Here is a 12,190-nt window from a genome sequence, read left to right on the forward strand (position 1 = left end):
TGTCCAGGAGCGGGACCGGTCCTTCAGCGAGGGGATCAGCGGCACTCATCGTGGGCCAGCCGCAACGACAGGAACTTCCACGCATTTCGTGACGACTACGTGGCAACCCGCTCGAGCAGCAGCTCGGTCCCTCCTCCCAGGAGCACGCCATGTCCACCGCCGTCCAAGCCCCGCCGACCTCACCAGCCGAGACGCCCACCGCCGAACCGCGCGGCACCCTGCAGACCGGACTGGGCCCGCTGCTGCGACGACTGCACTTCTACGCCGGGATCCTCGTCGCCCCATTCCTACTCGCCCTGGCCGTCACCGGCCTGGCCTACGCGTTCAGTCCGCAGGTCGACCAGATCGCCTACCACGACCAGTTGTACGTCGACACCGTCGGCACCACCGCGGTCCCGCTGTCGCAGCAGGTCGCGGCCGCGCGGGCCGCGGTGCCGGACGGCACACTGGTCGCGGTGCACCCGGCCGCCGCCCCCGACGCGACCACGAAGGTCGAGTTCGCACTGCCGGAACTGGGCGACAAGCAGCGCACCGCCTACATCGACCCGTACACCGGGCGGCTGCGCGGCATCCTCACCACCTGGTTCGGGGCGACTTCCGCCACCACCTGGCTGGATCAGATGCACTCCAACCTCAACCTCGGCGAACCCGGCCGCGTCTACTCCGAGTTGGCCGCCTCCTGGCTGTGGGTCCTGGTCCTGGGTGGCCTGATCCTGTGGTGGCGCCACCACCATGCCCGCCGCACCGCCCGCCGCCTGCTGCTACCCGACACTGCGGCCAGGGCCGGGGTCCGGCGCACCCGCTCCTGGCACGCCACCACCGGCCTGTGGGCCGCTGCCGTGCTGCTGTTCCTGTCCGCGACCGGCCTGACCTGGTCCCAGTACGCCGGAGCGAACTTCGGGTGGCTGCGCGGCACCCTCAACTCGGACTCCGTCGCGCTGAACCTCAGCCTCGACAACGCCACCGCGCCACCGGACGAGCACAGCCACCACGGCGGCACCACCGGCGGCGGCGCTGCGGACTTCGACGCCATCGCCGCCTCGGCCGCCGCGGTGAACCTGACCGGGCCGCTGACGATCACCCCAGGCGAGCAGGGCCGGGCCTGGACTGTGGAGCAGGTCGACAACGTCTGGCCCGTCCACCGCGACAAGATCGCCGTACATCCGCTGACCGGGCAGGTGGTCGACACCGTCGCCTGGGACCGGCAGCCGCTGCTGTCGAAGCTGACGACCTTCGGCATCCAGGCGCACATGGGGGTCCTGTTCGGCCTGGCCAACCAGCTCGCCCTGGCCGCCGTGGCGCTCGCGCTGATCGCCGTGATCGGGCGGGGGTACCGCATGTGGTGGCGACGGCGCCCGACCCGTGCCCGGTGGAAGCTCGGCTCGCCGCCGCAGCGCGGCACCTGGCGCCTGCCGCGCCCGGCCGCGACCGCCGCCGTCGTGGCCGCTGCCGCCGCGGTCGGGTTCGCCATCCCGTTGCTGGGCCTGAGCCTGCTGGCATTCCTGCTCGTCGACCTCGCCGCCGGTGCCGTGGCCCGGCTGCGGCCGACCCGGTCGGGCGCCGGCGGCTGACCGGGCGCCGCGCGGTCGGCAGCTGCGCGATTGCACGCTGCCGACCGCGTCGACGCCGCACGGTCATCGCGGGGTCGGCCGTCGGGGTGTCGGCCGGCCCGTTCAGGCGCGGTCGGCGGTGATCAGCAGATAGTGGAAGCTGCCCTCGCGGTACGCGGTGAGGAAGGGGTCCTCGATCCCGGTGGCCACCGACGATTTCGCCCGCAGCTCCCAGTAGGGGATGGTCTGGCTGGTCAGGTCGAGCACGCTGATCGGCACGAGCCCGTTGGCCGCCATCGCCTTGAAGTAGGCGCTGCGTGGATGGATGTTGCAGGTGTAGTGCTCGTCGATGCGGCTGACCGCCTTGGACCGTCCGCCGGTCACGTCGTTGTAGCAGCCGGTGATGCACACGTACCGGCCGCCGAACTCCAGCAGCCTGGCGAACTCGGCGAACAGCGGGAGCAGGTCCACGTACATGGTGGTCTCGTTGGTCCAGATCGCGCGCCGGGAGCCTGCTTCGAAGCCGGTGTCGAGCATGTTGCGGAAGTGGAACCGCACCCGGTCCGCGACGCCCCGCCGGACGGCCTGGTCGTCGGCGAACTCGACCTGCGTCTCGGAGATCGTGACGCCGTCGACCTGGCAGCCGAACCGGTCGGCTGCCATGAAGCTGGTGCCGCCGCGCCCCGACCCGGCGTCGAGCAGGCGGTCCTGGGGTGAGATGTCGCCGAGGTGGTCCAGGAGCACGGCGGCCTGCGCGGTCTCCAGCCGGTGCAGCTCCCGGATGATCCGGTCGTCGCGGGTCTGCTCGGGGCCTTCGAGCACGGACGGGTCGTAGTCGCCCAATCCGTAGTGGTGGTGGTAGAGGCCGTCGACCTCACCGAGTCTGATGTTCACCGGGTCGCGTTCGCTGTTCCAGTACGCGGCGACGGACCGCTGGTAGGCGCTGCGCAGCACGTTCGGCGTGGTCGTGGTCATGATGCTCCTCCGTCTGTCGGACTCTCGGATGGGGAAGGTCTGCCGGTCACGTCGACACCCGGGTTCAGGCGCCGCGGTAGCGCTGCGAGGTGTGGTGCCACTCGCGGTTGCCGCCGAGCCACGCCCACACGCCGGTCAGGAAGCGCCGCAACTGCGGCGGCCCCGCGGCGCTCAGCACTGCCGCCTCCGCCTCGAAGGTGTGCACCAGTTCGTCGTGGACTGCCGCGGCCCGCTCGACGGCCTGCTGCGGCGAGCAGCCGTCCTCCGCGGCGATGACGGTCGGCAGGCTGAAGTCGAGCCCGTTCCCGCGCCCCTCCTTGGCCATCGAATACAGGTCGTTGACGAGGGTGGAGGCGAGCGCGGCCAGCTTGACGGCGCGACGGACCGATGGCTGGGCGTATACCGCGGTGGGCAGTTCGTAGCCGCCGACCGCGTCGATGACGGCCAGGCAGGGCAGGAAGCTGTTCAGCTGCCGTGCCGTCAGGTATTCCCATACCGGTGGGATGCGGCCGGCGACCCGCCAGCCGGCTTCGGCCTCATATCCGAGGAACAGGCCCGCGATCTCGTGGGACAACCGGTGCAGTTGCGAGTCTGCGGCGTAGTCGGACAGGTGGCTGACACTGGAACGCAACGCGACCAGTACCGGATCGGCACGCATCGCCCGGTCCAGGTCCGGGCCGTATCTCAGCGGCAGGTGCGCCAGGTCGACGGCCGCCGAGGCCAGCGCGAGCCGGGGACCGATCAGGTCCGGCGCGGCCCCGGCGGTGGGATCGTCGCAGTAGGCGTCGTCGGTGGCCCATTCGGCGGTGGCGCACTTGGCCGCGGCCAGCAGCCGGTCGGGGTCGTCGGTGTCGGGGTGGCACAGCATGGTCATCCGGCCGAGGTCGGTGGCGCGCAGGGAGTCGAGGCGGTCGGCGTAGATGCCGACCCGCTCGGCCCAGGCGATCAGGCGGTCGTTGACCTCCTCGCCCAGGGCCGGGTCGTCACGGAACACCGGTGGGCAGTAGAGCGACGGCACCGCGGAGCCGCCCCGGCCCCGCGACGGCGCGTCGTCTCGGGCCGTGATCCGGGCGGCGGAGGTGCCGATGCCGGTCGGGCCCGGCAGCACCCTGCGTGCGGTTGGGGGATGCTCGGCCGGGTCGGGCAGCCTGCTCGGGGCGGCCTGGCCGGGGGCCGTCGTGTCCAGTGTGGACAGCAGTCTGGTGACCAGGTCGGCGAGATCGTGCCGGGCGGCGGGCGCGAACGCGCGGGACAGCAGCGACACCGGTTGCTCCTTCGTCGTCTGTGGGTCGTCGGTGCTCAGCTGAAGCGGTGCGAGACCTCGACGTTGTCGAGCACACCCAGCGCGTCGGGCACCAGCACCGCCGCCGAGTAGTAGGTGCTGACGAGGTAGGAGATGACCGCCTGCTCGTTGATGCCCATGAACCGCACGTTGAGGCCGGGCTCGTACTCGTCGGGGATGCCGGTCTGGCGCAGGCCGACCACGCCCTGCTCGTCTTCGCCGGTGCGCATCGCCAGGATCGAGGTCGTATGCGCGGCGCTGACCGGGATCTTGCCGCAGGGGAGGATCGGCACGCCCCGCCAGCCGGGCACGGTGCGGCCCTTGATCTCGACACCGTCGGGGTAGATGCCCCGCCGGGTGCACTCGCGCAGGAACGCGGCGATCGCTTTCGGGTGTGCGAGCAGCAGCCGGGTGCCGCGCCGCATCGACAGCAGCTCGTCGAGGTCGTCGGGGGTCGGCGGCCCGGAGTGGGTATGGATGCGCTGGCGCAGGTCGGCGTTGTGCAGCAGGCCGAACTCGCGGTTGTTGACCAGCTCGAACTCCTGCCGCTCCCGCAGCGCCTCGATGGTGAGCCGCAGCTGCTGCTCGAACTGGTTCATCGGCTCGTTGTAGAGGTCGGCGACCCGGCTGTGCACCCGCAGCACGGTCTGCGCGACGCTGAGCTCGTACTCCCTCGGGGCGAGCTCGTAGTCGACGAACGTGCCGGGCAGCTGGTGCTCGCCGACGTGCCCGGCGGACAGCTCGATGGCCGCCTCGCCGTGCTTGTTCTGCTTCCGGTGGGCTCTGGCCCGCGCTCGCGCGACCTGCCCGCGCATAGGTTCGGACTGCTCCAGGAGCTGCTCGAACGCCTGCCGGGACAGCGCCAGCACCGTCACCGCGGTCAGCGCCTTGACCGTGTACTCCCAGATGCCCGCCCGGTCGACCAGCGCCTGCTCGCCGAAGTACTCGCCGTCGGCCAGGACCCGCAGCTGGACCGGGTTGCCGTACTCGCCGACGCCCACCGTGCCGACCTTGCCGTGGGCGATCAGGTACAGGCAGTCGGCTGCCGACCCGAACTCGGCGATGACCTGGCCCGGCTCGAACTCCTCCTGCGCGAACCGCCCCGCCAGCGTTTCGAGCACCTGCTCGTCGGCGAAACCGCGCAGCAGCGGCAGCTCGCCCAGCTCGGCCGGCACGACCTGCACCCGCGCGCCGACATTGGTGAACGTCAGCCGCCCGTCGCCGATCAGGTACGTGAGCCGCCGGTTCACCCGGTAGGTGCCGCCGCCGACCTGCACCCACGGCAGGGTCCGCAGCAGCCAGCGAGAGGAGATCTCCTGCATCTGCGGCGCGGACTTCGTCGTCGTCGCAAGGTTGCGGGCCGCCGCGGTGCTGAGGCTCTGGCGCGATCGTGCCCCGTCGTCGAGTCCGGACTCCACCACATTGGTCATGGGACTTCACCACCTGTCGAGAACTGCGCCCGGCCCGGTCGAGCCGACGCCGCAGAACAGTTATATGCCCATTTCATGGTGGTATGGCAGGTGGGTAATCCTGGTGGATGAGCCTTTCACCGCCCGGCGGCGGCTGTGCAGCCCGGCCCGGCAGGCTCAACTCCCGACGACGAACTCCAGTGCGCCGACGGGGTTGGCGAACTGACTGACGCGCAGCGACACCTGCATCCGCCACGTACCGCCGACGGGGAGCACGACCCGCGCCGTGTACCAGCCCGCCGACACCTGCGTCAGCGGGACGGCGCCCAGCTCCGCTCCGTCGGAGGACAGGCGTACCACCGGCGGTGCGACACCCTCGGCGGGCTCGCCGGCCGCGGAACTCAGCCGCAGGGTGATGGTGTTGGACCCGCGGGTGAGCGGGGTGAGGGAGGCCCGCACCGTGATGTCACCCAGTGTCGTCTCCTGCGTGTCCGGATTGGCCTGGGCCGACACGCTCGCGGGCCGGGAGCCGCCCTCGGGACTCGTGTCGACGAGGAAGCCGGTGACGAGCAGGGCGGCGGCAAGGACGGCGCCCTCGATCGCGGTGGCGCGCACCACCGGTCGGGCGTGCGCCTGGCGGCCGGTCCTGCTCGCCGCACGCGCGAGCCGGGGGAGCAGCGACCACCTGTTCCAGGCCGCGACGGCGACAGCCGCCAGCACGATGGCGATCTTGGCCAGTACCAGCCGGCCGTAGGCGGTGCCGAGCAGTGCCGTCCAGGAGCCGAGGATCCGCCATGCCAGCAGCGTGCCGGTGGTGACCAGGGCCGCGAGGACGCCGGCGGCGGCGGTGGAGAACCGGGCGAGCACCTCGGCCGCGGCGGTGCCGCGACCGGGCAGGCCCGGCAGCGCCAGTGCCAGGCCGACCAGTCCGCCGAGCCAGACGCTGCCCGCGACCAGGTGCAGCGCGTCGGCGCCGACGACGAGGAGTTCGGGGCTCGCCGCGCGGGTGTGCCCGGCCAGCGCGGGGGCCATGACCGCGAGCGCGGCGGCCGCCACCGCCGCGAACCGTCGCCGTCGCGCTGCCGGTCCGGGACCGAGCAGGGCCGCGGCCAGCGCCAGTCCGCCGACGACGGTCCCCGTGACGGCGTACTCGGTCGGCGGCAGGGAGGACCAGGCCGCGCCCTCGCCGAGCCGCGCCAGCCCGCCGCCGAGCAGGTAGAGTGCGGTGATCGGCAACGCTGCCAGCCAGGCGGCGGCCCCGGCGGCCGCGGCGGCACGGGCCAGGGCGGCTATCCGGCGTCGGGGGCGGTCGGCGCCGGGGTCGGCGGGCAGGAACACGGCTGCGAACGCGATGAGCCCGGCGGCGAGCAGTAGACCCGCATAGCCCGCCACGCGGGCCAGGGTCAGCGTCCAGGGGACCTCCGGGACGGTGCCCGAGGCGGCCGGGGGCGGGGTGGTGACCGGGGTCGGCGCGCCGACGGAGAAGGTGAGGGCGCCGCTGATGGGATGCCCGTCCTCGGAGACGACCCGCCAGGTGATCACGGTCGTGCCGTCGCCCAGGCGGGCGGAGAGCACGACTTCGAGCTCGGCGCCGGTGACGGTCGGCTTCGCCTCGACCGGGTCACCCTGCGGGCCGTATACCTGGACGCCGCCTGGGACGCCGCGTACGGCTTCGTCGAACGTGAGCCGGACGCGGTCGGGTGCGGTCCGCAGGATCGCACCCTCGGCGGGGTCGCTGCCGGTGAGGTGCGCGTGCGCGTGTGCCCGCCCGGGCAGGCCGAGCAGCATCGCGGGTACGAAGACCAGGACCAGCAGGGCCGTCGTGCGGATTCGCCGCGCGCGCCGGCCGGTCATGCCCGGCGGCGCTGTCGGACGAGCGCCGTGCCGCCGAGCAGCGAGCCGAGCAGGCCGACCGCCAGGCTGGCGAACGTCAGTGCGCGGTCCGTTCCCGGTACCGGCGCAGCCTGGTGCGCCTGCCCGGAGTGCGAGCCGCCGGTGTCCGTGTGGTGGAGCATGCCGTCTTCGGGCGCGGAGGTGGTGAAGCTCGGGGCGGGCAGCTCGAGGTCGTCGACGTTCCGGCCGTCCTGGGCGACCTCGATCCAGGCGGCTTCGCCCTGCTCGCAGGTCTGGATGGTCGGGAAGGCGAGCTTGGTTCCCGGGGATTCGGGGAGCTGGACCGTGAGTTCGAGGACCTCGCGGTAGCCGTCCGGAAGCGGGGTCTGCGCGCTGAACGTGACCGAGGCGGTCCGCTGCACGATCTTGTTGCCGTGGGGGTCCACCGCGGGCGGGTCGACCGTCTCCGTCTGCTTGGCGATCGTCCAGAGTGCTGTCCGGGTGGGGGTCACCGAGGTGATCTGCGCCGGGATCTGAATGGTGATCCTGGTGGTGGGGGAGTTCCCGCAGCCGTGCCCGACGCTGAACCTCAGCACGGCGTGGGCGCCTGCCGCGGTGGTGGACGGGGTGACGGTGACGTGTGCGCTCGCCGGTGAGGCGAAGCCGAACAGGCTGATGGCCAGCGCGGCGGCACCGGCCTGGACGGCGCGCCGGGCCGGCCTTCGGGCCGGACGGCGGTCGCGCCGGTCGGCCTGGATCCGAGCGGATCCGATGTCACTGCGCCGCATGTCGCATCCTCGCACCTGGGCACGGGTCGGCTCGCCGTGTTGGTCCGGGTGCGGGTTCGCCGACGGGTCGCATTGATTCGACCAACAGGTCGAATCAATGTCAAGTATGTGAACCGATGACGGCCCTCGCATTGCGGCGGTGCAGGCAGCGCGGTACCGTGCGTTCACGAGGGTGAACTGAAGTCGATAACCTGGACAGCCGGTAAAGGGAGGGGCGCCATGCCCAACATCACCGTCGAACTGCTCGCGGGCCGGTCCGTGGAGCAGCGCAGGGCTTTCGCCCGGGCCGTGACCGACAACGCCGTCGAGATCCTCGGAGCCCGTCCGCAGGACGTCCGCATGGTGTTCACCGAGATCACCGCGGATGTCGTGGCCAACGGAGGTGTGCTGGCCAGCGAGGACGCCTCCCGCGCCGGTGTGCTGGCGGCGCTCGAGAAGCACTGACACCGCATGAGGCCGGCCCGTGGGGACGGGCCGGCCTCATCGTCGTGTCGGCGCGGGTCAGCGCACCAGCCTGTTGTCGCGCATCGCCGAGAGGCGGGCCTTCACGCTCAGCAGGGTCTCGATGATGAAGTCCTCCCGGCCCTTCTTGAGGCGGCTGATCGGGACCGCGATGCTCAGGGCGTCGACCGACTGGTGCGAGAAGGGCAGCGCGACGCCGAAGCAGCGCACGCCCAGGCAGGATTCCTCGGTCTCCTCGGCGTAGCCGAGCTGGGCGGCCTTGTCGATGGTCGCCAGCAGGGCGTCCCGGTTGGTGATCGTCTGGGCGGTGATCGCCTTGATCTGGTGCGGGACGAACGTGCCGCGGACGTCCTCGGGCATCTCCGCCAGCATGGCCCGGCCCAGGGCCGTGCTGTAGGCGGGCAGGCGGCGGCCGACGGCCGAGTACATGCGCAGCGGGCGCTTGGACTCGCGCTTGGCGGTGTAGATGACCTCGGCGCCCTCCAGGCGGCCCAGGTGCACCGTCTCTTCGGTGGCGGCCGCGATCTCGTCCATCACGGCGCTGGCGCGCGCCAGCACCGGGTCGCCGTCGATGTAGGCGGAGCTGACCGTCAGGGTGTGCACGCCGAGCCGGTAGACGCTGCCGGTCTGGTCGGTGTCCAGCCATCCGCGCGCGCACATGGTGCGCAGGAGCGCGTGCAGGCTGCTCTTCGGGATGCCGAGTCGGGTGGCCAGCTGCAGCTGGGTGCCGGGGCCGTTGGCCGCGATGTCGTCCAGGACGTCGAGGACGCGTGCCGCGGATTTGACCTCCGAGGTGGCGGAGCTGCTGGTGACCGTCTTGTCCGCGTCCACCGCGGCCTCCTCGTCAATCAATTCCGGTGCATGTTGGCGACGTACCACACTAAACCACAGTTCACATGGAGAGACCGACTTCGGCCCCTTGACTCGTGATCGAAGCCATAGGTATCGTCGCGTTCAGTTCACATAGCGGAACCGGGTTCACAAACGAGGAGCAAGTTTTGATCGAGGTAAGGTACTCCGCATCGCCGTCCAGCGTGGAGACGGCGACGAACGCGGACCTGCGGAAGAACTTTCTCGTCGACAGCCTGTTCCGCACCGGCGAGGTGCGCGGGGTGTACACCCACGACGACCGCCTGGTCGTCGGCGGCGCGGTCCCCGGCGCCGGCCAGCTCGAGCTGCCGGCCTGGGAGGTGCTCGGCACACCGTCGCACCTGACCCGCCGCGAGCTCGGCATCGTCAACGTCGGCCAGCCCGGCCACGTGCTGGTCGACGACGAGAAGTTCGAACTGCGCCACCTCGACGGGCTGTTCGTCGGCCGCGGCAGCGAGGTCGTGTTCGCCGGCGCCGAGGCGGCGTTCTACTTCGTCTCCGCCCCGGCGCACGCGGCCTACCCCACGGCCCTGCTGAGCCACTCGGCGATCGAGCCGGTCAAGCTGGGCACGCCGCAGGGCGCGAGCGAGCGCAGCCTCTACCGGTACGCCTGGGGCCAGGAACTGCAGACGGCGGTGCTCCAGTTCGGCGTGACCGTCATCGCCGACGGCTCCGTCTGGAACACGTTCCCGCCGCACCTGCACGACCGGCGCACCGAGGTCTACCTGTACGTCGACCTCGACGAGAACGCCCGGATCTTCCACCTGATGGGCCAGCCCGGCGCCGCCCGGCACCTCGTCGTCCGCGACCGCGAGGCCGTCATCTCCCCGCCGTGGTCGATCCACTCGGGCGTCGGCACCGGCTCGTACGCCTTCATCTGGGCCATGGGCGGCGAGAACAACGACTACACCGACCTGACGCCGGTGGCGCTGGAGGACCTGTGACCGCCCGGCCCGCCGCGGACCTCCGCTCGCCGTTCGACCTGAGCGGCCGCTGCGCCGTCGTGACCGGCGCCGGCCGCGGCCTGGGGCAGGCCATCGCCCGCGGGCTCGCCCAGGCGGGCGCCGACCTGGTGCTGCTGGGCCGGCCGGGTAGCCACTCGGCCACCCGCGACCAGCTGGCCGGGTTCGGCGGCACCGTGGCGACCGTCGACCTCGACGTCAGCGACCACGATGCCATCGAGCGCGTCGCCGCGCAGGTCAACCGCGACCGCCAGGTCGACATCCTGGTCAACAATGCGGGCGTCATCGACCGCGAGGACTCGGTGGACGTGAGCCGGCAGTCCTGGAACCGCGTGGTGGACGTCAACCTGACCGGCCTGTTCCTCCTCTGCCAGCAGTTCGGGCGCCCGATGACCGAGCGCGGGCAGGGCAAGATCGTCAACGTCGCGAGCCTGCTCTCCTTCCAGGGCGGACTCCGCGTCGCGGCGTACGCCGCCAGCAAGCACGGCGTCGCCGGGGTCACCAAGGCCCTGGCCAACGAGTGGGGCCGCTTCGGCGTGCAGGTCAACGCCATCGCGCCCGGCTACATGAACACCGACAACACGACCGCGCTGCGGGCGGACCCGGACCGCTCCCGGTCCATCCTCGAGCGCATCCCGGCTGGTCGCTGGGGAGACGCCGCCGACATCGCCGGAGCGGCCGTCTTCCTGAGCTCCGCCGCCGCCGACTACGTCAACGGCCACGTCCTGGTCGTCGACGGAGGCTGGATGGCCCGCTGACCCTGGCCTCCAGCGCACCGAACCCGCACCATACAACGACACTGCCGCCACCAGCCGTCCGGCGGCAGCTTTCGCTCTCTGCTTGTGCCACCCCTCCCGCCGGATCCTCCGGCACTGAAGAGAACGAGGAACCATCATGAGAATCGCGTTTCGTCCCACCGCAGTCTTATTGACCCTGTCGCTGGCGGCCGCCGCCCTGGCCGGATGCAGCGAGGAAGCAGCCGGGGACAAGGACCCCGCCAACGCGGGCGCCTGCAAGCCCGCTGACGTCAAACTGGTGGGCCAGGTCCGCAACGAGTCCAACCCCTACGAGGCCTCCTGGCTCGCCGGCGGCGACGACTTCGCCAAGTCGGTGGGCCTCACCCAGCAGCGCCTCACCTACGGCGGTGACTCCACCAAGCAGCAGGAGCAGATCAGCCAGCTCCTCGCCGGCGACACCAAGTGCCTGGTCATGAACGTGCTCCCCAACGGCGACTCGGACACCGCGCCGATCGTCAAGGGCGCCGACAAGGCCGGCGCCTACCTCGTCACCCAGTGGAACAAGCCGGCCGACCTCAACCCGGCCGACTACAAGACGTGGATCAGCCACATCACCTACAACGGCGTCGAGTCCGGCCAGCAGATCGGTGACGCGCTCGTCAAGGCGGTCGGCGGCTCGGGCGGCATCATCGCGCTGCAGGGCGTCCTCGACACCGCGGCCGCCAAGGACCGGTTCGCCGGCCTCCAGGTGTCGCTGAAGAACAACCCCGGCGTCCAGCTGCTCGACCAGCAGACCGCCAACTTCTCCCGCGCCGAGGCGCTGACGGTCACCAAGACGCTGCTGGCCAAGCACGGTGACAAGGTCAAGGGCATCTGGGCCGCCAACGACGACATGGCGCTGGGCGCGCTGGAGGCACTCCAGCAGACCGGCCGCACCGGCAAGGTGGCCGTCGTCGGCATCGACGCCGTTCCCGACGCCGTCAAGGCGGTCCAGGGCGGAACCATGACCGCGACCGTCTCCAGCGACGGCACCTGGCAGGGCGCCATCGGCCTGGCGATCGGGTTCTGCGTCGCGACCGGCAAGCTGCAGGTCAAGGACATCGCCGCCGCCAGCCGGGCGTTCTTCGCCGAGCAGTTCCTGATCACCAAGGACAACGCCGCCGACTTCGCCCAGCCGAAGACGAACCCGTCGGACTTCGAGTGCGGCAACGTCTTCAAGCGTGTGGCCGGGCCCCTGAAGTGACCTCGACATCCGGGGTCGCCGCGCCTCGCCGTATCTTCCGGCGGGGCGCGGCGTTTCGCGACGCTGGCCCACCGGTCGC

At 71.6% G+C, this 12,190-nt stretch carries 11 protein-coding genes; 5 read left to right on the top strand and 6 right to left on the bottom strand.

The genetic code is table 11. The annotated features are described in order from the left end of the window. Nucleotides 1-149: 149 nt before the first annotated feature. A complete protein-coding gene (locus QEZ54_RS07880; protein WP_281303818.1) occupies nucleotides 150-1,571 on the top strand; it encodes a PepSY-associated TM helix domain-containing protein in 1,422 nt (473 codons plus the stop codon). Between the two features lie 102 nt (nucleotides 1,572-1,673). Here QEZ54_RS07880 and QEZ54_RS07885 read toward each other — a convergent pair whose 3' ends face one another. From QEZ54_RS07885 to QEZ54_RS07905, 5 genes are all read right to left on the bottom strand, one after another. Next, the gene (locus QEZ54_RS07885) at nucleotides 1,674-2,525 is read right to left on the bottom strand and encodes a geranyl diphosphate 2-C-methyltransferase (protein ID WP_281303819.1); all 852 of its coding nucleotides are present in this window, start codon (nucleotides 2,523-2,525) and stop codon (nucleotides 1,674-1,676) included. A gap of 64 nt (nucleotides 2,526-2,589) precedes the next feature. Beyond that, nucleotides 2,590-3,789 carry a family 2 encapsulin nanocompartment cargo protein terpene cyclase gene (locus QEZ54_RS07890; protein ID WP_281303820.1) on the bottom strand — a complete coding sequence of 400 codons (1,200 nt, stop codon included), beginning with the start codon at nucleotides 3,787-3,789 and terminating at the stop codon, nucleotides 2,590-2,592. A gap of 35 nt (nucleotides 3,790-3,824) precedes the next feature. Next, nucleotides 3,825-5,237 carry a family 2B encapsulin nanocompartment shell protein gene (locus QEZ54_RS07895; protein WP_281303821.1) on the bottom strand — a complete coding sequence of 471 codons (1,413 nt, stop codon included), beginning with the start codon at nucleotides 5,235-5,237 and terminating at the stop codon, nucleotides 3,825-3,827. Nucleotides 5,238-5,393: 156 nt separating this feature from the next. Continuing rightward, nucleotides 5,394-7,070: a copper resistance protein CopC gene (locus QEZ54_RS07900; RefSeq protein WP_281303822.1), complete on the bottom strand. Its 1,677-nt coding sequence runs from the start codon at nucleotides 7,068-7,070 to the stop codon at nucleotides 5,394-5,396. Next, on the bottom strand, nucleotides 7,067-7,837 hold the full coding sequence (locus QEZ54_RS07905) for a YcnI family protein (protein WP_281303823.1): 771 nt from the start codon (nucleotides 7,835-7,837) through the stop codon (nucleotides 7,067-7,069). Before QEZ54_RS07905 ends, QEZ54_RS07900 begins: the two co-directional genes overlap by 4 nt. A gap of 219 nt (nucleotides 7,838-8,056) precedes the next feature. On the opposite strand from QEZ54_RS07905, the gene QEZ54_RS07910 reads away from it, so the two are divergent. Then, nucleotides 8,057-8,281, top strand: coding sequence for a tautomerase family protein (locus tag QEZ54_RS07910; protein ID WP_281303824.1), 225 nt, complete (start codon nucleotides 8,057-8,059; stop codon nucleotides 8,279-8,281). Nucleotides 8,282-8,338: 57 nt separating this feature from the next. Here QEZ54_RS07910 and QEZ54_RS07915 read toward each other — a convergent pair whose 3' ends face one another. Continuing rightward, on the bottom strand, nucleotides 8,339-9,130 hold the full coding sequence (locus QEZ54_RS07915; RefSeq protein ID WP_281303825.1) for an IclR family transcriptional regulator: 792 nt from the start codon (nucleotides 9,128-9,130) through the stop codon (nucleotides 8,339-8,341). 167 nt (nucleotides 9,131-9,297) lie between these two features. Between QEZ54_RS07915 and kduI the strand changes: the two genes are divergently transcribed. The 3 genes from kduI (at nucleotide 9,298) to QEZ54_RS07930 (ending at nucleotide 12,111) form a co-directional block, all read left to right on the top strand. Next, nucleotides 9,298-10,113, top strand: a complete 816-nt coding sequence (gene kduI, locus QEZ54_RS07920) for a 5-dehydro-4-deoxy-D-glucuronate isomerase (RefSeq protein ID WP_281303826.1) — start codon at nucleotides 9,298-9,300, stop codon at nucleotides 10,111-10,113. Then, entirely contained in the window at nucleotides 10,110-10,889 is a 780-nt protein-coding gene (gene kduD, locus QEZ54_RS07925) for a 2-dehydro-3-deoxy-D-gluconate 5-dehydrogenase KduD (protein WP_281303827.1), read from the top strand. The genes kduI and kduD overlap by 4 nt, the downstream gene beginning before the upstream one ends. A gap of 136 nt (nucleotides 10,890-11,025) precedes the next feature. Beyond that, a complete protein-coding gene (locus tag QEZ54_RS07930; RefSeq protein ID WP_281303828.1) occupies nucleotides 11,026-12,111 on the top strand; it encodes a sugar ABC transporter substrate-binding protein in 1,086 nt (361 codons plus the stop codon). Nucleotides 12,112-12,190: the final 79 nt, after the last annotated feature.

The sequence above is a fragment of the Catellatospora sp. KI3 genome, assembly GCF_029948125.1.
Classification (GTDB): Bacteria; Actinomycetota; Actinomycetes; order Mycobacteriales; family Micromonosporaceae; genus Catellatospora.